This window comes from Flavivirga abyssicola (assembly GCF_030540775.2).
GTDB lineage: Bacteria > Bacteroidota > Bacteroidia > Flavobacteriales > Flavobacteriaceae > Flavivirga > Flavivirga abyssicola.
The window spans coordinates 4,340,095-4,363,843 of record NZ_CP141266.1; the positions used below are offsets into that span (position 1 = coordinate 4,340,095).

Below are 23,749 nucleotides of genomic sequence, written 5' to 3' on the forward strand. Positions count from 1 at the left end.
AGTTTTTTGATACTTTTTTTAATTATAATTTAAATTAAGAATATCCTATTTTTGCACTTACGAATAAAAACTATAGGTTAGATTTTTATTTTGTTTCAAAATTAACAATTATTGTGCCTAATATTTACTAATGTCCTCACAAAATATTTACATTCTGGGAATTGAGTCATCATGCGATGATACAGCTGCAGCTATAATACACAACGGGAAAATTTTAAGCAATGTTGTGGCAAGTCAAAAAATACACGAAGAGTTTGGTGGTGTGGTGCCTGAATTAGCATCCAGAGCACACCAACAAAATATTGTTCCTGTAGTACACCAAGCATTGAAAAAAGCTGGTATATCTAAAGATCAACTACACGCTATTGCATTTACTCGTGGCCCAGGTTTAATGGGGTCTTTATTAGTAGGAACCTCCTTTGCCAAATCTTTAGCTTATGGTTTAAATATCCCACTAATAGATGTTAACCATATGCAAGCACACATTCTGGCGCATTTTATAGATGAAGAAGGTTTTGAAAAACCATCATTTCCTTTTATTGCAATGACGATTTCTGGCGGACACACCCAGATTGTTGAAGTGAAAAACTATTTTGACATGACTGTTATTGGTGAAACTATTGATGATGCCGTGGGAGAAGCTTATGATAAAAGTGGAAAAATTCTTGGTTTAGGATATCCAGCAGGACCAGAAATTGATAAGCGTGCACAAAAAGGCAACCCAAAAGCCTATCAATTTACAAAACCAAAAGTTGATGGCTTAAACTTTAGCTTTTCTGGCTTAAAAACAGCAATTCTTTATTTTATTCAGCGAGAAGTAAAGGCAAACCCTAATTTTATTGAAGAAAACCTAAACGATATTTGTGCTTCTATTCAATATACCATCATTGGTATTCTAATTGATAAATTAAAACTTGCTACAAAACAAACAGGCATTAAACAAATTGCTATTGGTGGTGGAGTTTCTGCAAATTCTGGTATCCGTCAAGCTTTAAAAGATGGGGAACAAAAATTTGGTTGGACTACTTACGTTCCTAAATTTGAGTTTACCACAGATAATGCTGCTATGATAGCTATTGTTGGTTATTTAAAATACTTAGAAGGTGATTTTGCCGAACAAGGTGTTACAGCTTCAGCTAGACTTAAAATATAGTTGGCAGTATTCAGTTGCAGTTGGCAGTATTTGGTATTGTTGTTCTCGATTTTTTCTTTGCGTCTTTGCGTCTTTGCGCCTTTGCGAGAAATTAATATAGTTTGCTACATAAGTAGCTCAAAAAATCAAAAATCCGCAATCGTAAATCGTAAATCCTTTTTATCTTCGCTTTATGCAATTATTTTACAATCCAGAGATTACAGATAGTACTACGCAGTTTTCTTTTCCTAAAGAAGAAAGTAAGCATATTGTTAAGGTCTTACGAAAGCATGTTGGAGACATATTGCACATTACAAACGGGCACGGGTGGTTGTTTACAGCTGAAGTTACCATACCAAATACCAATAAATGTATCGCTACTATTGTATCTAAATCTCAACAGTTAAAAAGAGATTATCGCTTACATTTAGCAGTAGCACCAACAAAAATGAACGATCGTTATGAATGGTTTTTAGAAAAAGCTACTGAAATAGGCATCGATAGTATTACACCTATTTTTTGTGATCATAGTGAACGCAAAGTCATTAAACCAGAACGTTTTGAACGTATTTTACAATCAGCAATGAAACAGTCCCTAAATTGTTATTTGCCCATATTAAATGATGCTATGCCTTTCAAAACTTTTATAAAACAGGATTTTAAAGGTGATTTGTTTATTGCACATTGCGAAGAAACCGATAAAAAGTCCTTAAAACAAGAACTAAGACCAAAACGGGACATAACTATTTTAATTGGCCCCGAAGGTGATTTTAGCATTAAAGAAATCGAACAAGCGCTTCAAAAAAACTTCTCTCCTGTTACTCTTGGAGACAGCCGATTACGTACAGAAACAGCTGCCATTGTTGCTTGTCATTCGGTGGCTTTTATTAACGAATTATAATTTTTGTTGACTCCCTCCAGTAATATCCAAATTTTCAGTCTGGACAAATGCTACTATCGATAAATCATCATTCTGATTTACTATATCTGGAATAGGAAGGCTTAATTTGCCTTCTTTCGAATCTAAATTTAAGAACATTTCTTCTACGACAATATTGGAGTTTTTAAGTGTTCTATTCTTATTTTCACCGCGCTTGATTGAAGTGATTCGCTCATTAATGACCAACGCCACTCGCAATGTTTTTTTATTAATAACTCCTTCTATTTTATAATTTAAAGAAATAGCAGCATTATCTTTTTTAATATTACTAAGTTCTACCATATTTACAGCACTTTTACTTAAGTAGGTATTGAGTTTCGACTTCATAATACCTTTATTGGAACCTACAAAATGTTCTTTTCCATTTACGACAATCTGTGGTGTATAAATGGAACTGCTATTAAACTTATGCCCGTATTTGCGTTGTTTATCGCTAAACACTTTCTTACTAAAAGGGTCTCTCCAGCCAATGTAATTCCAATAATCTACATGGTAAGACAAGGCTATTACCTCATCATCAGAATATTTAGTCTTAACTTCATTTAATAAATTATCAGCCGGCGGACAGCTAGAACATCCTTGTGAGGTAAACAACTCTAAAACTACAACAGGATTAAATGTCTCTTTTTTTTCCGGTTGAAATAAAAATGATGATATTATTATGGTTAAAAGTATCTTTTGCATAGCAATTCTTTTTATTTTTGACTTTATGATACTTAGTTGGGTGAAAATCAAAAATCTTACAAAAATTATCGTCATTAGTATGTCTTTAATGACTGGTAACTGCATGGCTCAAGATTTAGCTATTTTAAAATATAAGGGTGGCGGCGATTGGTATGGTAATCCTACAGCATTACCTAATTTGATAGCTTTCTGTAACCAAAACATAAACACTAAAATAACGCCTAAACCACAAACCGTTGAAGTTGGCAGTACCGATATTTTTCAATACCCCTTATTACATATGACTGGGCACGGTAATGTTTTTTTTAGCGAAACGGATGCGGAAAATCTAAGAAACTACCTCATATCTGGCGGTTTTTTGCACATAGACGACAATTACGGCATGGAACCTTTTATAACTAAAGAGCTTAAAAAGGTATTTCCCGATAAAGATTTAATTGAACTTTCTACGAGTCATAAAATATTTAATACGCCTTATAAGTTTTCACAGGGCTTACCTAAAATTCATGAGCATGATGGAAAACGTCCACAGGCTTTTGGTATTTTTCAGGATGATCGATTGGTCGTGTTATTTACTTATGAAAGCGATTTAGGTGATGGCTGGGAAGATACGGAAGTACATAATGATCCTGCCGATGTTAGAGAAAAAGCGCTTAAAATGGGGGCTAATATTGTTACATATGCTTTTGAAAATTAAGCTCTGTTTTTGATGAAAGATCTTGTTGTAGTTCTTATTGAATTTATTTTTCACACTAATATTAACGAAGAAATCACTTTAAAAAAAGTATTAATAATAGTCTTTAAGGTTTTAATGTTTTTACTGGTTCTTTCAATTATAATGTGGGTTTTATTAAACTATAACGAATAAATTTTCTGAATGCTTAAAAATTTTTCTCGCAAAGACGCAAAGGCGCAAAGAAACACTGATACTGAATACTGATACTCGACACTGAATACTGAACACTGGATACTCAAAAATGCAACTAACCCATTACAACATAAACTTTTCAAAGCGCTCCTTCCCCATTACTTTGGTTTGTGACAATGTTACTAATGCACCTAATATTGGTAGTCTGTTTAGAATTTCTGATGCTTTTGGAGTTGAAAAATTTATCCTCTGTGGAGATCATATTCCACTTGGAAGAAAAATGACAAAAACGTCAAGGGCTACCGAAAAATCTGTTGATTATGACATGGCTCAATCTGCTTCAGAAGTCATTGAATCTTTAAAAAATAAGGGCTTTCAAATTATTTCATTAGAAATTACAGATACTAGCAAACCTATTCATAATTTCAAATTTTCTGCTAAAAAACCTATTGCTTTGGTTATTGGCGATGAAAATTTTGGAGTATCTGATACTATTTTAAATATGTCTGACGCTGTTATTCACATAGATATGTTTGGGCAAAATAGCAGTATGAATGTGGTACAAGCTACTAATATTGTTTTATATGAAATAACGAAGCAATTATTATAAATCATACCAGATATAAAGTGGGCAACTAAGTAAAATTAGTGTATGCGATTTCTCTCTTTGGTTCGAAATGACTAGATTTACTATTCTAAACTAAATCAATTGACTTCTAACACAATTTCTAACGGTATTTTAAAAGCTATAGCTATTATTTTAGGTATTGCCTTAGTACTTTACTTTTTATATCAAATACAGGCTGTCATTGGTTATATAGCGATTGCAGCGGTGATTTCATTAATAGGAAGACCAATCGTATTATTTTTAGAACGTCGATTAAAATTCAAAAACACCATTGCTGTAATAGTTACCATGGTAGTTCTTTTAGGATTATTTTTAGGATTAGTAGGCTTATTTATTCCTTTGGTTATAAAGCAGGGACAAAATTTATCGCTGTTAAACATTGATGAGCTACAGGTTAATATAGAGAACTTATATGTAGAAATTATTAATTATTTCGATTTACATCAAATAGATTTAGAACAATCCATTAAGGAGTCTAATTTGTTAGCTAAAATAGATTATTCACTGATTCCTGATTTCTTAAACTCTGTTGTAAGTGGCTTAGGCAGTTTTAGTATAGGACTCTTTTCTGTGCTTTTTATATCGTTTTTCTTTCTAAAGGATAGTCGATTATTTGAAAATGGTCTTCTCACTTTTATACCAGATAACAAGGAATCTCGATGGAAAAACTCATCAACCAAAATTAAAGATTTACTTTCTAGGTACTTTGTAGGACTCATTTTCCAAATATTAATCCTGTTTATTATCTACACCATTGGCTTACTTATTATTGGTGTTGAAAACCCTATCGTTATAGCGTTTCTATGTGCCTTATTAAACCTAATTCCTTATGTTGGACCTTTAGTTGGCGCTTTATTAATGATAACATTAACAATGACGAGCAATCTTGGAGAAAGCTTTAGTGAAGTTATTCTACCCAAAACATTTTGGGTATTTATTGTATTTGCCATTGGGCAGTTAGTTGATAATTTTGGCAGTCAGCCAGTTATATTTTCAAAAAGCGTAAAATCACATCCGCTGGAAATATTTTTGGTGATTTTAACTACTGGGATCTTATTCGGTGTTATTGGATTAATTATCGCTGTTCCTGCATACACAGCAATAAAAGTAATCTTAAAAGAGTTTTTATCTGAAAACAAAATCGTAAAGAAACTCACAAAAGATTTATAATATTATTTTTTGAACACCTTCATTTTAAATACTGAAATTCAAGAATTTATACATAAGCATTTAAATTCTGATGTAGCGTCATTACTACTCAAAGGCGCGTCGTTTCCCAATGTTGAAATCAAAGATCTTATAGAACAAATTGAGGCAAAAAAGCGCTGTGAAAAAAAGTTGCCAACATGGTTTCATTGTAAAAATATATATTATCCAAATAAGTTAAATATTGAACAAACATCTTCTGAAATAACGGCTCAACATAAAGCTAGTTTGATTAATGGCGATGACGTTATAGATTTAACAGGCGGCTTTGGAATAGATTGTTATTATTTTTCAAAGGTATTTAAAACAGTGATGCATTGCGAAATCAATGAAAGCTTATCAAACATTGTAAGTCATAACTACAAACAACTAGAAGTCAATAATATTGAAACCAAAAATACAGATGGTATCAACTATTTAAAAACTTCGAAAAAGCAATTTAATTGGATTTATATTGATCCTTCCAGAAGACATGATAGTAAGGGAAAGGTCTTCTTTTTAAATGATTGTCTCCCTAACGTTCCAGAGCATATCGATTTGTTATTTAATCATTCAAAAAACGTTATGATTAAAACATCTCCTTTACTAGATTTATCTGTTGGTATTAATGAATTAAAGTATGTAAAAACAATTCATATTGTTGCTGTAAATAATGAGGTAAAAGAGTTGCTCTGGGTATTAGAAAATGGTTTTAAAGGCGATATAAGTATCCATACTGTAAATATTAAAAAAGAATCGAAAACGTTCTTTAAATTTTCAATAGAAACTGAAAAAACTTCAGAATCAAAATACCATCCACCACTCTCCTATTTATATGAACCAAATAGTGCTATTTTAAAGGCGGGAGCTTTTCATGCTATAAGTAATCAGCTTAATGTATACAAACTTCATAAGCATTCGCATTTATACACAAGTGATTCTCTAATTGATTTTCCTGGTAGAATTTTTAAGATAGAAAGCTTTATTCCGTACAATAAAAAAGAATTGAAAAAGCTAGGGATTTCCAAAGCCAACATTACTACTCGTAATTTCCCTGAAACAGTTCAACAGATTCGAAAAAAGTTCAATATTAAAGATGGTGGCAACATTTACTTATTCTTTACTACTGATGTGAATGATAACAGAATTGTATTAATAGTTTCTAAATAAAAAGACCTTACTTTTTATCCTGTAGGTATTTATGTATATTTAAGCGCATAAATATTTTATATATAATCACTTATATACATATTAGTAAATCATATGATTTTCCAAAATGTTTTAAATAAGTGAAACAACAACATATGAATTTTAGACATAAGTTATGAAAGAAAACAAATCAAATTTCGAACATATTGTTTCATTAATTAAAAGTTTAATCTGGCCTTTTATTATTCTTGTGTTTTTTCTTTCCTATAAAACTGAGTTTAATGCTATTGTAAATTACCTGCCCGAAATGATAAAAAAGTCATCAAAAGTAACTGTTGGGGGTATTTCCATAGAAGTACAAAATATTGCAGAAATTAGTGGAAACCCTGAATTAGCTAAAATTATTCCATCATTATCTAACGAAGGCATTAAAACACTTCTAAAAATAGGAACGGGGGGAAGGCATATAGTGCTCAGCCGTCGTGGAGACTCTTTGTTTAATTTAACAGAAAGTATTAATCCATTTTATGAATTAGAATCTAATGGCTTGGCTAAAGCTTCATACGGTTATAACAAACCTAAGGTTTCTATTAAAAAGTTCTTGGAAGACTATGTTAGTTTAAATTTATCGGATTTAGATCATGAATTGAATTTAAAAAAGATAGAAGGGATTAATTTAAATAGAATGAAAAAAGGGATTAAAAGATCCAATACAACTAGTTCTAAATGGGAATCGTTAGACAATTTTGGAATTGAATTGAACGATGAAGGAAAGAAAGCTTATGAAATTATTATTCAAGTAGTTTCAAAAGAACTATCCGAAAGCTAACACTTACTCAATACATTTCAACTTATCACTAAAAAACTCTTTATAATCTATATCTGTAATATTATGAGTTCCTTCTGTTCCTTTTAATAATATTGATTTAATTGGAGACTTTTTTAATTGTGTAATTTGTGATTTAGAAAGGTTTCCTTTAAACAAAAATGTACCACATTCCATATTCCAGGTATGATAAAAGGTTATTGTCTGATTATTTTCAAGTTTAACTTTTACAGATGACCGATTACTGGTAAAATAACTAACGCAACCTAAATCTTTTTTAGAGTTAAAAAATATATTTACTTGTTGACCATATTTATATAATTCTACGGTTAAATCATCGCTTATTGAATAAGGGTCTGTTCGGATATGATTTTTTTTGTAAAACTCATCATACGTATTTATAGCATAATGACATGTATTTCTAAACTTAGCTCTTTCTGAATTAGCACTTTCATCTATTTCTGTTGCCACTGAATCTTGCTGTCCACTAATGTCTTCCTTAGCTTTAAGAATAGAGTCTTGAATCCTTATTTTTTCTTTTAATTCTGCTTCTCGTTTTTTGGCTTGTATCAATAACTCTTGTTGGTGTTTGGAATCTTCCTTGACCTTTCTAATAATAGAATCTTGAACCCTCTGTCTTTCAATCAATTCAGCTTCCCTTCTTCTAGCTTGGGCCAATAGCTCTTGCTCACGCTTGGCTGCTTCTTGAGCCTTGTTAATGGAATCCTGAACCCTTTGCTTTTCTTTTAATTCGGCTTCCTGTCTTTTGGCCTGTGCCAATAACTCTTGCTGACGCTTAGCTGCTTCTTTAGCTTTGTTAATGGAATCTTGAACCCTTTGCTTTTCTTTTAATTCGGCTTCTTGCCTTTTGGTCTCTGCCAATAACTCTTGCTCAAGCTTGGCGGCTTCTTTAACCTTATTAATGGAATCCTGAACCCTTTGTTTTTCTTTTAATTCAGCCTCTTGCCTTTTGGCCTCTGCCAATAACTCTTGCTCTCGTTTGGCGGCTTCTTGAGCTTTGTTAATGGAATCTAGAACTCTCTGTTTTGCTTTTAACTCGGCTTCCCGCCTTTTCGCCTCTGCCAATAACTCTTGTTGACGCTTGGCTGCTTCTTTAGCTTTGTTTATGGAATCTTGAATCCTTTGTTTTTCTTTTAATTCGGCTTCTTGCCTTTTCGCCTCTGCCAATAATTCTTGCTCACGCCTAGCTGCTTCTTTAACCTTATTAATGGAATCCTGAACTCTCTGTTTTGCTTTTAACTCGGCTTCCCGCCTTTTCGCCTCTGCCAATAACTCTTGTTGACGCTTGGCTGCTTCTTTAGCTTTGTTTATGGAATCTTGAATCCTTTGTTTTTCTTTTAATTCGGCTTCTTGCCTTTTCGCCTCTGCCAATAATTCTTGCTCACGCCTAGCTGCTTCTTTAACCTTATTAATGGAATCCTGAACTCTCTGTTTTTCTTTTAATTCAGCTTCTTGCTTTTTCGCCTCTGCCAATAATTCTTGCTCACGCCTAGCTGCTTCTTGAGCCTTGTTAATGGAATCCTGAATCCTTTGTTTTTCTTTTAACTCGGCTTCTTGTCTTTTGGCTTGTGCTAATAACTCTTGCTCACGCCTAGCTGCTTCTTGAGCCTTGTTAATGGAATCCTGAACCCTTTGCTTTTCTTTTAATTCGGCTTCCTGCCTTTTCGCTTCTGCCAATAATTCTTGCTGACGCTTGGCTGCTTCTTGAGCCTTATTAATGGAATCCTGAACCCTTTGCTTTTCTTTTAATTCAGCTTCCTGTCTTTTTGCCTGTGCTAATAACTCTTGCTCACGTTTGGCTGCTTCTTGAGCTTTGATAATAGAATCTTGTTTCCTTTTTTCTCTTTTCTCTTTATTAACTATTTCTTCTATTCTTTTCTTTCTATTTTCTTCTTCCTTAATAGCCTTTTCCAGTTCCTTTTGTTCGTTAGCATAATATAAATCCATCATTTCCTCATTAATCTCTAAAAAATCAGAATTCACATAACCAACCCATTCTTTATATATTATTTTATATATGTCCTTACCTAAATAAGCTGTAACTATACATCTTTCATTTTCTTTAAACTCAGCTAAAGGTTGTGAAAACTCATTAGGCGTTTTATACATACTACCATCCTCGAAAAAAGTTGTAGGAATAGATACTTCTTGCGAAAAAATATGGCTAGATAGTATAAGGCAAACAAGTAGAGAGAAAAATTTCATATAGTAAATTGTAGAACGTGTAAATATAATAACCTGTTAAACTAATAACGAAGAAATACGACCTAATTTGAAAAAAGTCGAGGTGTAGTAGTTTTTATCTATTTTTAATGCCAACAAGATCATTAAAACAGATAAAATACCAAAGGAAAATTATATTAAGCCTAATTCTAGATAACCGATTATCAAAAAAACAGCGATAAAATTGACGCACAAGCAAAGCCTGTAATTGCCAATAATGTGGTCATGGCTGTCCAACTTTGAAACGTTTGCTTTTCAGATAATCCCAGATATTTACCAACCAACCAAAATCCACTATCATTTACATGAGACATAATACTTGCTCCGGAAGCTACAGCTATTACTAGTAATGCTTTTTGTGGATCTGAAACAGATTCCATTAAAAGCGGTGCAGTGAGACCAGCTGCGGTAATCATTGCTACGGTTGCAGACCCTTGTAAAATACGAATTACAACGGCAGATAAAAATGCAAATAATAATATACTAACGCCTTCATTTGCAAAATAATTAGCTAGCATTTCTCCTGCGCCTGTGTTTACCAGCATTTGTTTGAACACCCCACCTGCTCCTGTTATTAAAATTATCATACCTGCTGGTGCCATGGACTTTGTACTGATATCTAACAATTGATCTTTTGTAAAGCCTCTTCGAATTCCTAATAGATACCAGGCAATCAAATTGGCTATAATTAATGCCGAAAATGGGTGTCCAATCATCCCCATCCATTCCAGTATTTTTTTAGGTATTATATGTTCTCCTACTAACGGACTGTTTAGTATAGTGTTTACAACTATTAGTAAAATAGGAATAGCGATTATACTAATAATGATACCAACTGAAGGAAGATTTTCTAGTTCTTTGGTCTCAGTAGTTATTTCAATCTGGGATACTTGAACTCTTTTTGAAATAAATTTTCCAAAAATAGGACCGCATAGAATTGCTGTTGGAATTCCTGCAATTAATCCAAAAAATATGACCCATCCCAAATCTGCTTTTAAAATATCTGCAACAGCTACTGGACCTGGTGTAGGTGGAATAAATGTATGTGTTATAGCTAATCCTGCCAGTAACGGAATTCCATAAAGTAATATAGGTTTACCTGTCTTTTTTTGAAGGGCGTATACCATAGGTACTAAAATAATAAAGGCTACTTCAAAAAATACTGGAATAGCTACAATAAATCCAGCGAGCATTAATGCCCAGGGAGATCGTTCTACTCCAAACTTAGCCAATAATGACGCGGCTAATGATTCTGCACCTCCGGAATGTTCCAGAATAGCACCAAATATACCTCCCAAACCAACAACTAGTGCAACAAAACCCAATGTGTTTCCCATACCTTCTTGCATGGTTTTTATAATTGTTAAGGGTTCCATTCCTGATAAAACTCCCACGAAAATACTTGCAATTAGTAAGGATAAAAATGCCTGTATTTTAAAACGTAAAATCAGTACTATTAATAATACAACTCCTAATATTACTGATGTTAAAAGAGAAAAATCTATCATAATTAATACCAATTAGTGTGAAAAAATTGACCTTTAGGTGCATCTATTTTTTGATACGTATGTGCTCCAAAATAATCGCGTTGTGCTTGAATTAAGTTTGCTGGTAAGTTTTCGGTGGTGATTGCTATCCAATGATTATAAGCAGACCAGAATGTATCAAATGGTACTCTATGTGATAAACTGTAGGTTATACTTTTTGTTATATGGTTTTCTGCTGAAATCAATACCTCTAATAAATCTGTTGTATCCAAATAACTTTCATAATCTTTAAATACATCCACTGATGTTTCCATGAATTCAGAGCGGATGATGCAACCGTTGGTCCAGATACGAGCAATTTCTGATATGTTTAACTGCCAATTGAATGTTTTAGAAGCCAATCGAATCAGTTCAAAACCTTGATGGTGATTTATAATTCTTGCAAATCGATATGCCTTTTCTAAACTGTTAACATCAAGTACATCTGTAGTTTTTAAATCACTCTTAATAAACTTAGATAGCTGTTTTCTTTTTTCTTTAAAAGAAGATATATAACGGGCAAAAACAGCAGAAGACATCATGGTATTTACTGTACCCAAATCGAAACCAGCTTTTGTAGACCAGGAACCAGTCCCCTTATTACCGGCCTTGTCTAAAATAGTATCCAGCACATACTTTCCATTTTCCTTAGTTTTTAGAATATTAATTGTAATTTCTAATAAGTAACTAGATAAATCTGTCGTATTCCACTGTGATAAAATAGTAGCAATTTCTTCATTATTATTGGTTATGGATAATAGGGCATAAATTTCTGCTAACAATTGCATCTCGGCATATTCAATGCCGTTGTGAACCATTTTAACAAAATGGCCAGCGCCTTGCGGCCCTACATAAGTGCAACAGGCGTTACCCTTTTTATCTTTAGCTGCAATGGCTTCTAAAACTGGTTTTATAATCTGGTAACTTTCTTTAGCACCTCCAGGCATAATAGAAGGTCCCTTTCTTGCTCCTTCTTCTCCTCCCGAAACGCCACAACCTATAAAATGAAGCTGCTTACTTATTAAATATTCATATCTTTTATTCGTATCTAGGTAATGTGAATTACCACCATCAATTAAAATATCACCTTCAGATAAAATAGGTATTATTGCTTCGATAACTGCATCAATGGCTTTACCGGCCTTAATCATGATGAGTATTTTTCTGGGACGTTCTAAAGAATTGACGAATGCCTCTAATTCCGTAAAGCCCTTAATTTGCATAACCTCATCAGCTTTGTTCAAAAAGTCTGAAACCATATGTTCTTCTCCCGGAGCTATTCTATTATATACAGATAGTGCGTACCCCTTTTCTGCAATGTTTAAGCTTAAACTACTGCCCATAACACCCAGTCCTATAACTCCAAAAAACGATTGATTTAGATTTTCCAATTTTGAAATGATATTTTTTGTAATTTTTTCTGGCGATTCGGAAATGTCAATATGAATTCCATATTCAGGCATTTCTAAATCCTTAAATTGAGAAGTCAACAAATCTGCATTCATAAAATGTCCACCTCTTTTTTCAATTCTGCCTTTAATTAAATCATAACTACCTGATAAATGAACCCATATAATATCATTATATCTTGAAGACAGCACGGCTCTATACTTTTCCTTTAATGCAGAGCAAGCTAATATAGCTCCATTTTCTTCAGACCATGTTTCAATATTACTTGCTAATGAAAGTAACCAAGGGTATCTATCATCATCATTTAAAGACATACCCTTTGTCATTTTATCAATGTTAGATTTTGGATGAAAATCGTCACCATCAAAAAAAGGAATCCCAATTTTTTGAGATAATTTTTTTCCTACTGTAGTTTTACCACACCCACTGACACCTAATAGCACAATAATCATACACACTACTTTTTAAGATAGAAGGTATGTTTTAAACCAGATTCAGCATCAGCCCCTACCCAAATATTAAAATCACCTTCTTCTGCATCACGAATTTGTTTATGATTTGTAAATTCTAACTGTGCTGCCGACACTTTAAAAATTACTTCTTTAGTTTCACCCGCATTTAAACTTACATGTTCGAACCCTTTTAATTCTCTAACAGGTCTCGTAATACTACCCACTATATCTTGCGTATAAAACTGGACAATCTCTTTACCTTTCTTCTCTCCAACATTTGTAATAGAAACTTTGACGAGTAATTCTTCGTTGAAACCAATTGTATCCTTAGATATTTGTAAATTATCATATTGAAACTCTGTATACCCCAAGCCAAAGCCAAAAGGAAAGTGTGGTGTATACCCAATATCTAAATAATGAGAATCATTTCCTAAGGAGCTCTGCCAAGCACCAATAGGAATATCATACATAGCCACATAGTCTTTTTTATTGGCTGGCCTTCCCGTGTTTTTATGATTATAAAAATATGGTAATTGACCTGCAACTTTTGGCCAAGACACGGGTAGTCTTCCTTCTGGTTCTCTAAATCCAAAAATAATCTCTTGCAATGCAGCACCTCCCATGGTACCAGGATGCCAAGACATTAATACTGCATCAACGTTATCTATAATATTCGTAATGGTAATAGGCCGACCTGCCATAATCACCAAAACAATAGGCTTGCCTGTTTTGGATAATTCTTTTATTAAATCTTCTTGTACACCTGGTAAGTCTAGAGAAGCTCTACTATGAGCCTCACCTGATAGAATAGCTTCTTCTCCTGCAACAAACACAATAACATCAGAATCTTTTACACCATTAATAGCTTTTTTAAATTGTGCTTTAGATCTGTCTCTGCTATGGGTTAATGCTGTTACATACGTAACATTAACTTTTGCGTCTTTAAAGGCTTTTAAAGGTGTTATAGTATGTTCTTTTTCACCATCGAATGTCCAGGTTCCCATTTGATCTAATGGTGCATTAGCCAAAGGCCCTATTAATGCTACTTTTGTATCACCAGACAAAGGCAATATATTCTTATTTTTCAGTAATACCGAACTTTTAATTGCTGCTTCTTTGGCTTCTTCTAAGTGTCCTTTTTTATAAAAACTTGCTTCATTATTTTTATCTCGATATGGTGTTTCAAAAAGCCCTAGTCTCAATTTTATTCTTAATATGTTTTTTACAAACGCATTTAACTGAGATTCTGTAACTTTTCCTTCTTTTATCAAATCTTTTAAGTGATACTCATAAGCTCTACTAGTCATTTCCATATCCATACCTGCATTTGCTGCCAATTCGCCTGCTTGCTTTTCATCTTTTGCATAACCGTGAGCGATCATTTCTATAACAGAATCCCAATCACTAACAACAAATCCATCAAAATTTAATTCATCTCTTAAAACGTTTTTTAATAGAAATTCATTCCCTGTCGCCGGGATACCATTTATCTCATTAAACGATGTCATAACTGTTGCTGCTCCTGCATCTAAAGCTGATTGAAAAGGTGGTAAATACACATTACGCAGCAATGGTTCGGGAATTATTGTGGTATTGTAATCTCTCCCTCCTATAACTGCTCCGTAACCAATGTAATGCTTAGCACATGCAGCTATGCTTGTTGGGTTGTTTAAAGAATCACCTTGAAACCCTTCAACATAGGCTTTTCCATAAATTGAAGCTAGATAAGGGTCTTCTCCCGGAGATTCTGCTATTCTTCCCCAACGGCTATCTCTGGCAATATCCAACATTGGTGCAAACGTCCAACGAATTCCAACTGAACTGGCTTCTATAGCTGCTATTCGAGAGGATGATTTTACTATATTCGTATCCCATGAAGACGCTAAACCAATAGGTATTGGAAATATCGTTTTAAATCCATGAACGACATCTCTCCCAAAAATCAAGGGGATTTTATTCGGACTTTCCTCCACTGCTATTTTTTGGAGTTCGTCTACAAATTCAACATTCATGACATTTAACAATGCTCCGACTTTACCTTGTCTTACATCTTCTTTTAGTTCGTCTGATAGTGTTTTTGACCTACTGGACGTTCCTCTTAAATTGGTTTGTCCTATTTTATCATCTATAGACATGGTTGCCAATACACTGTCTATAAATTTCTCTTCAACATTATTCTTTGTTGTAGAAACTTTATTTTCTGAACAACCAATTAAGGTGAGTGCTATAATTACTAAGTAATATTTCATTAAAATGCATTTAATTATTTAAGATCTCGAAACGTCGTTATTCCCTTTCTTCTTCTTTCTTAAATTCTTTTATTATTCAACTTCAAATTTTATTGTCTTGGAAATATTATTAGATGCATTTCCTATATATGCTATATAATTCCCTTTTTCTAAATTCCAATCTGAAATATTCTCATCATAAAATGCCAAATCATTTACATAAATGGATATCTCGACAGACTGCGAGGTACTCTTTTTTAATACCATTTTCTTAAATCCTTTTAGTTCTTTAAGGGCTCTTTTTACTTTAGATTTTGGCTTTCCAACATAAACCTGAATGACTTCTGCTCCATCTGTATTTCCTGTATTTGAAACCGCTCCGGAGATAACTACTTGCTCTCCTTTTGAATATGTTTTTTTGTTTAATTTAAAATCGGATAACTCGAATGAGGTATAAGACATCCCTTCACCAAAGGCAAATAGAGGTTTAATCTTTTTTGTATCATGCCAACGATATCCTACTAAAATATCTTCTTTGTAATATTGATTAGTACCGTCTCCTGGGTAAGACAGTTCTCCAAAATGATGGGCTGCATTATCTTTTAATTTTGTAGGAAACGAGAATGGTAGTTTCCCTGAAGGATTAACATCTCCACTAATAACATCTGCTAACGCATCTCCTGCCATACTTCCCAGATACCATCCTTGTATTAGCCCATTAATTTTATCTAACCAGGACATTTCTACAGCATTCCCTGTTAATAGCACTACACCAACATTTTTATTAACTGCCGTAATTTCATTTAGTAATTCATCTTGTCCAAAAGGTAATTCAAATTGTTTTCTATCTTCCCCTTCACAATCTTGAAGGTGGCTTTTATTTAAACCGCCAACGAACAACACTATATCTGCTTTTTTGGCAACTTTAATAGCTTCAATTTTTAAGGAATCTGCATCATACGGCGAAGGCAAAACTTCGTCATATATTGAGGGCCCTGAAGCAAACCCCATGGCATGAACAATTTTTGCGTTTTTATAACGTGCTTTTAATCCTTCAAGAGGGGATATTTCAAATTGTGGTTTTAATTCTGAAGAACCACCACCCGCAGTCATTGATCGTGTTGCATTTTCTCCAATAACAGCTATTGTTAGTCCTTTTTCATCTTCAATCGGGAAAAAATTATCTTTATTTTTAAGTAGCACAATACCTTCTGTAGCTACATTTCTAGCTACATTATGGTGTTCTACATTGTTCATTCTTCCAAAAGGCCTATTGTCACTCATGTTTGTTCTTAACATCAACCTTAGAATGCGTCTCACTTTATTGTCAACTACAGATTCTTCTATTTCTCCCTTTTTAATTGCTTTCAAGAAAGGTGTTGCCAAATAATAGTTGCTATAGTGATTTAAAGTGGTTGTTCCCAAACCATCTGTTCCTGTACCCATTTCCATATCTAAACCGTACAAAGCAGCTTCTTTTGTGGAATGTGCCGAACTCCAATCGCTTATTACAACACCATCAAACTCCCAATCTGTTTTTAGTATTTTATGAAGTGTTGGGTTATGTGTAGTGTACTTACCTCTAAATTTATTGTAAGCCCCCATAATTGCCCAAGTGTTGCCTTCTTTTACTGCTGCTTTAAAGGCTGGTAAATAAATTTCGTATAAGGCTCTATCGCTTACTTCAACATTGATTTTATCTCGCAAATGCTCCTGATTATTTAAAACAAAATGTTTTACACATGCGGCAACGCCATTTTCTTGAACTCCTTTTATATAAGGCACTACAAGCTTTGAAGCTAAATACGGATCTTCGCCCATATACTCAAAGTTTCTACCATTGTATGGGGTTCTGTATATATTAACTCCTGGACCTAAAAGCACATCTTTTTTTCTGTATCGTGCTTCCTCTCCAATACTGAAACCATATTCTTTGGCAAGCTTTGGATTAAAAGTCGATGCTAAACAGGTTAGTGCTGGAAAGGCTGTAATGGAATCATTAGTCCATTCTGCATACCCCCAGTTATCCCAATTTATTTCTGCTCTTACACCATGAGGCCCATCAGACATCCATACCTCGGGAATTCCAAGACGTGCTACTCCCGGTGTACTAAATTTAGATTGTGCATGACACATCGCTACTTTTTCTTCCAAAGTCAATAAGGAAATTATACTATCAATCTTTTTTTCTATCATTTGATTCTTCTGTGCTTTTACTGTACTAGTCATAAATAATATAAAAACTAAAAAAAGAGGTTTTCTATAAAATTGCTTTATCATAATTTTTTTTGAGATGAATTCATTTTTCTTTTTTTGGAAAAAAGCCAAGGAATCAGTTCTGTTTCATTGAACGCTTTTTTGAATGATTCTCCGTGACCTGTATTTCTGTACTCTGTATACTTTACATCTGCATTACTATTAGACAATAGCTTAAACATTGTCCTTGATCCTGTTACTGGGTTCCACTTATCGATATCCCCATGAAATATCCAGAATGAGATATGCTTTATTTTTTCCAGTTGATCTGGATCAGAATAGCCAGCCATAGGTATGGCTCCTGCAAATAAATGTGGTTTTCTGGCTGTGAATTCCCAAGTTCCAAAACCACCCATTGACAGCCCTATGATATAAACTCTATCTGTATCAATATTTTTATCTTTTATTGTTTGCTCTATTAATTCTAATGCAGCTGCTCCAGATTCGGAAGGCTCAGGACTCATTTTATAAGTACCATCTGTTCCTAAACCTTTAAAAGGTGTTTCTGGTGAATTCCCAATCCATTTTGCCCATTCTTCATTTTCTGTTTTATCTGAACACTGCGGAATTAAAATATGACAGGGGTATTGAGATTGCATTGTGGTTTCTAATAATGAATTTGAATTCGTAATTATCCCTGCTTCATGGTATATCTTTGAATCATTATCAACTCCCCGGTCACCCCTTCCGTGTAAAAAAACCACTAAAGGAATTTTTGTTTTGGCCTCATTTTTGGGGCTAAACAAACGATAAGGCATTTTTAATCCATTTGAAGACGAAAAAACATACTTTGTCAATAAAGAATCAATGGTCAATTCTTCCATGTTATAAGCCTTCTCCTTTAAGGTGACTTTTTGTGCCTTTGCACTTATACAGCTTAGAAAAACAAAAAAAATAAATGGTATAGGTAATTTTAACATCTTAACTGTTTCTAAAGTGTTGAAATGCCCCTTATTTAAATCAGGGGCAGTCAACACAAAAACTAAACTAATTTGATACTTATATTTACTTAAGCTCTCTATTATAAAGACCCATAGGAAAGAAAAACGGGTAGCATTAAAATGACAATTATAATTTCAGAAAATGAATAAAAGATTTTCAGAACAACTACTGGCTAAATATTAAGCCATATAACATCTTTAAATATTTGATAATAAACAAAATAAGCTCAAAATCTTTATAACTCTTAATGTATCCCGTGAAGTTTAAATACTAAAAGAAGTAAAATGAGGCGTGTTATAAAAAAGCAACATTCTTTTTGATTTTTGTGTTCTGCGTTTGTTTTTTCATAAAACGTCAATTTATTTTAATAAATTGAGGGTAATCGTTATTTTTGGCTGCAATGATATGTTTGTGACCATTAATATTAATTGAAATCAAATCTTTTACATCTCCTCTAATAGACAAACCACATTCTGCACTTGGCACAGATAAAAAATTACCATTGCCATCCCCTTTTAAATAATTACCTATACTAGAGTCATTTCTAGGAGTCTCTATCTCTGAAGTGTATAAATTTCCAGCAATCACAATATCTTTAAACCCATCGTTATCTATATCGTCCGTAATAATTTTGTTTACTGAAGAAAACTGAGCTTCGTTAGGTAATTTGATCAGTTTAAAATTACCATGTCCTAAATTTTCAATATAGCTGCTTGCAAAAGTCTTTGCTTTATAATGTATTTCTGCTTTTTCTAATTGTTCTTTACCGTAAACTTCTGTGACGTCTGCTTCTGCAAATACATCATATTTATTAAACTTTTTACTTAATGAAGGGATTTGCTGAGTTGAGCACGATTTACCTCGCACAGGAAATAACTTGCCAAAGTTATAATAACTCAACACAATATCCTTTCTATTGTTGCCGTCAAAATCATCTGCAAATACTTCAAAAGGTTCTTCAGCGGTAGCTTTATATTTATAATTTAAGCCCAGATTGCCAACCACATAGTCCATATCTCCGTCATTATCAAAATCATCTTGCGTGATACTAGACCACCAACCACTGGTGTTTTTTAAACCTGTTTTATCTGTAACATTTTTAAATGTACCATCTGTATTACTATAAAATAAAATTGGTGTCCATTCTCCAACAATAATAAGATCTAAAGTACCATTACCATCAAAATCTGTCCAACTAGCATCAGTAATCATGCCTAGTGTATTAAAATCAGGAGCTAATATTTTGGTTACATCTTTAAAAACACCTTTATCATTGTTTAAAATATAGCTTTTAGTTGGCCATGGGTATTTACCAGCTACCAACCTACCTCCAACAAATAAATCCATATCACCATCATTATCATAATCTCCTGCGGTTACTCTAGATCCGCTAGTTTCTATTAAAGGGAGACGATGTACATCTTTTGAAAAATGACCTTTACCATCATTTATGTATAAACGATCTTGAAAATTCAACAGATCTCCATACTTTTCGTTCCCTCCACTTACTACATATAAATCATTATCACCATCTGCATCTGCATCAAAAAACAAGGCGCTCATATCTTCCTTATTTTTATCTAATTCCCAAACATCGTTATTTGTTTTTTCAAACTTTCCGTTTGCATTTTGGATATACAATGCTCCTGCTTGTTTACTAGCACCTCCTATATAAAAGTCATCTAATCCATCACCATTAACATCTGCTACTGCCACTCCAGAGCCTAACATGGATGTTTGGTGGGGCAAAAGTGGTTCTACATAATAATCATTATACTTATTTTCGGTATGCTTAAAATCTACCTGAAGTGTATCTAAGTCTAATGTTTTAAATATAGTTGTATTTACTTTTTTATGCTGATTTATTTTTTTTGCTGACGTATAATCAATTACTAAATTCTGGTTTGCCTTTACATCTCTTAGTTCTGAAACTAACCCATCTGGCCATACAACTTTAATATTGGAAACCGTTTCGGTTTTTCCTAGACCAAAATGAAGTCTAGGCGCTACAGATGATTGGAAACCTCTACTCAATGTAAGTTCACCAAATTGTTGTAAATCACTTGAAGTGACATATACTTTGGCTCCGATACCATTTTTATTATTTTTTGATCCTTTGAAGGTAACTTGTAAAAAATTATTATTATTTAAATTATTGTTTCTATAAACACTAGCTTTATGATCTATATTATTTATTATAAAATCTAAATCGCCATCATTATCTAAATCGGCATAAGCGACACCATTAGAAAATGTTTTTTCTTCCCATCCCCATTCTTTAACCATATTCTTAAATGTATGGTTTTTAGTATTTTTAAAAATATAATTCGATATTTTTTCTGATGGAATTTGCTTAATCTCTTCTGCTGATAATTTTACTCCTCCAAAATGATTTCTGGATTTTAAACTAAGAAAATAATCTCTATTATTTATATCTCTTCTTGTTCCATTTGAAATTGTAATGTCTTTCCATCCATCATTATCTAAATCTGAAAATAAGATTGACCAACTCCAATCTGTAGTTGCGATACCTGCTATTCTTGACACTTCGCTAAAAACAGGATTTCCATTAGTGTCATTTCCTCTGTTTAATTGTAAACAATTCTGCATATACTGATAATGTAAGCCTGCATTTATCATTTTTGTAAACCCTACTGGATTCATGCTAGACATATTAGCTTTAGATCGTCTATTATCTTCTGGTGTCATATCTACTTGAGCTATATCATGTAGATTATCATTATTATAATCAGCAATATCTGACCCCATCCCATATTGTGCCGTATGATTTACGGCATTTTTAGCTATTTCTTTAAACGTCCCATTCTTGTTATTTAGATACATAAAATCTGGAGCGTCAAAATCGTTTGACACATAAATATCTTTCCATCCATCATTATTAAAATCGGCGATGGTAGCACTTAATGATAATCCAAAGTTTAAAACTCCTGCGTCAACAGTAACATCTGTAAATGTACCATCTCCATTATTTTTGAATAAAATATCGGACTCTTCTATTTTTGGATTATGCACTTTGTACTTATAAAATGCAACAGGACTTTTAAATGGTGTTGGTGGATAATTGGCTAGGTATAGATCTAAATCACCATCATTATCGTAATCAAAGAAAGTACTTTGGGTGGTATGTCCTTTATGGTCTATACCATATTTTTTGGCTTGTTCTGTAAACGTTAAATCACCGTTATTGATATATAATAAATTATTCCTCTTATCCCCTTTGCCAGAAACACTCACATAAATATCCAGATACCCATCATTGTTAATATCTACCATAGTAGTGCCTGTAAACCATCTATCATCACCCTTAATTTTGGCTTTTTCGGTTATATCTTCAAATACAAAATCTCCTTTATTGAGATATAATGTATTAGATTTCATGTTTGCAGTAAAAAACAAGTCTACCAATCCATCATTATTGATATCACCAGCTGAAACGCCTCCACCCATATACATATACGGGTAAGTGAAATAGTTTAAACTATCGGTCTCAATTAAATCATTAGAAAATTCAATACCTGTCTCGTCTGCTAATAACAGACTAAACTGTTTTACATCATGTTTTTTACAAGATTGCAAAAACATTAATAACACTAAACTGGCATATAGTATTCTCATATTATAAATATAGGAAAAAGAGGCTTTGAAATATATTCAAAGCCTCATCAAAAACTAAACAAACTCAGGTTTTATTAATTTTCATCAAATTAATATCCGGTATTTTGAGGTAACAAATTAGAATTAACAGATATTTCTGTATTTGGTACGGGCATTAAGTCGCGACCTTGAGGAAGCGTTAAACCATATGAATCTTGAATAAACATAGCGGCTTCACCTGATCTTCTAATTACTGCCCATAAAGAGAATTCTCCTCCTAATTCATGTCTGTATTCCTGCAATATATTAGCTATAGAAACGGTTTTAGCAGGCGCTGTTCCTCCCCAAGCTCTATCTCTTACTCTATCAAAAGCTGTTTGTGCTTTAGCTGTTTGGCCTTCTCTTAAAGCAGATTCTGCTAAACTTAAAAGCACTTCGCCATAGCGTATCCAGATATGCCCTTGACCACCAAAAAGTTGTTCTCTACCCCATCCATCAATATTTGGATCTCTCCAGCTCTTAACGCCCCAATAACCTGATCTGCCTGCTGGGTCTCCACCTGTCCATGGTTCTGCTACAGTTCCAGCTGTATTAATATTTACACCATCATACATGTTTATATCTATTAATGGATCTGGATGCTCCTCTCCAGGGGCTATTACCGTAGCTTGTCTTCTTAAATCGCCCGGTTCGAAAGAATCGTACAATTCTTTTGTGGGGATTCCAGCAAAACCTCCACCACCTGTAATATCGGTAGGCATAGCAAATAGCTGTAAAATATTTACTTCATCATTTCTATTCCAACCTAAATCACCGTTAGCAGCCCATTGCAATTCAAATAAAGATTCTACTCCATTAGGATTGTCTAACGCATGAATATCGAAGTAATCAGGTTCTAATGAAGTGACTCCTCCTGCTTCTATAGCTTCAAAAGCCGTAATAGCCTCAGAATACTGTTTTAACCACATATGAGCATTTCCTAATACGGCATATGCAGTTCCTTTTGTGACTCTTCCTTTATCGGTATCATGTGACCAAGGAAGCCTGTTAACAGCATCATTCATATCGGTTACTATTTGCTGAAACACCATATCTTGAGGGTCTCTTCCTTTAAATGGATCATCGGCTATGCTCAACATTATAGGAACATCTCCATAAACTGCAGCAAGGTATTGGTAAGAGATGGCTCTAATAACTAGTACTTCTCCAATTAAACGGTTACCTAAATCTGCACTTATACTTCCTCCATCTATACCCGATTGAAGACCTACTAATGCATTATTGGCTCTACCAATTGCCCTGTAATTATTAGGCCAAATTTTTACAGGAACTTCGCCATCTGGATTAACATCAAAATTGAAGTAATCTGAATCAGCACGTCGTGCTTGTGGCTGCCAATCTAAAGCAGGATAATTTGCGTAGGCAAAAATACCTTTTACATTATATTCATTAGGCAACCCAGGATCTCCTTGAGAGTCATTTTGAAGCCCATCATACACACCGGTTACTGCTGCTATTGCAGTTGCATCAGATCCATAAACAAATGCTTCCGTTAAATCTTTAGTATTTGGATCTTGTAAGAAACTATCTGAACAACCATATAATAACACTAATAAAAGCGCTCCTATGGTTACAATTCCTTTAATATTTCTAAATTTCATAAT

Annotated in this window: 16 protein-coding genes; 7 read left to right on the forward strand and 9 right to left on the reverse strand. The window is 33.5% G+C overall.

Going from position 1 to position 23,749, the window contains the following annotated elements:
- Positions 1-130: 130 nt before the first annotated feature.
- A complete protein-coding gene (tsaD, locus tag Q4Q34_RS18180) occupies positions 131-1,153 on the forward strand; it encodes a tRNA (adenosine(37)-N6)-threonylcarbamoyltransferase complex transferase subunit TsaD (protein ID WP_303317842.1) in 1,023 nt (340 codons plus the stop codon).
- Positions 1,154-1,325: 172 nt separating this feature from the next.
- Positions 1,326-2,033, forward strand: a complete 708-nt coding sequence (locus tag Q4Q34_RS18185; RefSeq protein WP_303317843.1) for a 16S rRNA (uracil(1498)-N(3))-methyltransferase — start codon at positions 1,326-1,328, stop codon at positions 2,031-2,033.
- Here the strand turns inward: Q4Q34_RS18185 and Q4Q34_RS18190 are convergent.
- The gene (locus tag Q4Q34_RS18190; protein ID WP_303317844.1) at positions 2,028-2,756 is read right to left on the reverse strand and encodes a DUF1223 domain-containing protein; all 729 of its coding nucleotides are present in this window, start codon (positions 2,754-2,756) and stop codon (positions 2,028-2,030) included. The two genes, Q4Q34_RS18185 and Q4Q34_RS18190, sit on opposite strands and share 6 nt — an antisense overlap.
- A 79-nt stretch (positions 2,757-2,835) precedes the next feature.
- Here Q4Q34_RS18190 and Q4Q34_RS18195 point away from each other — a divergent pair, with 79 nt between their 5' ends.
- The 5 genes from Q4Q34_RS18195 (at position 2,836) to Q4Q34_RS18215 (ending at position 7,415) form a co-directional block, all read left to right on the forward strand.
- Positions 2,836-3,453 (forward strand): DUF4159 domain-containing protein, encoded by a 618-nt coding sequence (locus tag Q4Q34_RS18195; RefSeq protein ID WP_303317845.1) that lies wholly within the window; start codon positions 2,836-2,838, stop codon positions 3,451-3,453.
- Between the two features lie 280 nt (positions 3,454-3,733).
- Positions 3,734-4,234, forward strand: coding sequence for a TrmH family RNA methyltransferase (locus Q4Q34_RS18200; RefSeq protein WP_303317846.1), 501 nt, complete (start codon positions 3,734-3,736; stop codon positions 4,232-4,234).
- A gap of 99 nt (positions 4,235-4,333) precedes the next feature.
- Positions 4,334-5,422, forward strand: coding sequence for an AI-2E family transporter (locus Q4Q34_RS18205; protein ID WP_303317847.1), 1,089 nt, complete (start codon positions 4,334-4,336; stop codon positions 5,420-5,422).
- A gap of 9 nt (positions 5,423-5,431) precedes the next feature.
- On the forward strand, positions 5,432-6,607 hold the full coding sequence (locus Q4Q34_RS18210) for a THUMP-like domain-containing protein (RefSeq protein WP_303317848.1): 1,176 nt from the start codon (positions 5,432-5,434) through the stop codon (positions 6,605-6,607).
- A gap of 154 nt (positions 6,608-6,761) precedes the next feature.
- The gene (locus Q4Q34_RS18215; RefSeq protein WP_303317849.1) at positions 6,762-7,415 is read left to right on the forward strand and encodes a hypothetical protein; all 654 of its coding nucleotides are present in this window, start codon (positions 6,762-6,764) and stop codon (positions 7,413-7,415) included.
- A gap of 3 nt (positions 7,416-7,418) precedes the next feature.
- Here Q4Q34_RS18215 and Q4Q34_RS18220 read toward each other — a convergent pair whose 3' ends face one another.
- The 8 genes from Q4Q34_RS18220 to Q4Q34_RS18255 form a co-directional block, all read right to left on the reverse strand.
- A complete protein-coding gene (locus Q4Q34_RS18220) occupies positions 7,419-9,638 on the reverse strand; it encodes a coiled-coil domain-containing protein (RefSeq protein WP_330444559.1) in 2,220 nt (739 codons plus the stop codon).
- 182 nt (positions 9,639-9,820) lie between these two features.
- The gene (locus Q4Q34_RS18225; protein WP_303317852.1) at positions 9,821-11,164 is read right to left on the reverse strand and encodes a GntP family permease; all 1,344 of its coding nucleotides are present in this window, start codon (positions 11,162-11,164) and stop codon (positions 9,821-9,823) included.
- 2 nt (positions 11,165-11,166) lie between these two features.
- Complete coding sequence (gene gndA / locus Q4Q34_RS18230) at positions 11,167-13,044, reverse strand: NADP-dependent phosphogluconate dehydrogenase (protein ID WP_303317853.1); 1,878 nt, start codon at positions 13,042-13,044, stop codon at positions 11,167-11,169.
- 5 nt (positions 13,045-13,049) lie between these two features.
- Positions 13,050-15,293 carry a glycoside hydrolase family 3 N-terminal domain-containing protein gene (locus Q4Q34_RS18235; protein WP_303317854.1) on the reverse strand — a complete coding sequence of 748 codons (2,244 nt, stop codon included), beginning with the start codon at positions 15,291-15,293 and terminating at the stop codon, positions 13,050-13,052.
- A gap of 72 nt (positions 15,294-15,365) precedes the next feature.
- The gene (locus Q4Q34_RS18240) at positions 15,366-17,501 is read right to left on the reverse strand and encodes a beta-glucosidase family protein (protein ID WP_408611556.1); all 2,136 of its coding nucleotides are present in this window, start codon (positions 17,499-17,501) and stop codon (positions 15,366-15,368) included.
- Positions 17,502-17,548: 47 nt separating this feature from the next.
- Positions 17,549-18,448 (reverse strand): carboxylesterase family protein, encoded by a 900-nt coding sequence (locus Q4Q34_RS18245; RefSeq protein WP_303317856.1) that lies wholly within the window; start codon positions 18,446-18,448, stop codon positions 17,549-17,551.
- A gap of 376 nt (positions 18,449-18,824) precedes the next feature.
- Positions 18,825-22,106 (reverse strand): VCBS repeat-containing protein, encoded by a 3,282-nt coding sequence (locus Q4Q34_RS18250; protein ID WP_303317857.1) that lies wholly within the window; start codon positions 22,104-22,106, stop codon positions 18,825-18,827.
- 89 nt (positions 22,107-22,195) lie between these two features.
- Positions 22,196-23,746 (reverse strand): RagB/SusD family nutrient uptake outer membrane protein, encoded by a 1,551-nt coding sequence (locus Q4Q34_RS18255; RefSeq protein WP_303317858.1) that lies wholly within the window; start codon positions 23,744-23,746, stop codon positions 22,196-22,198.
- Positions 23,747-23,749 lie beyond the last annotated feature (3 nt).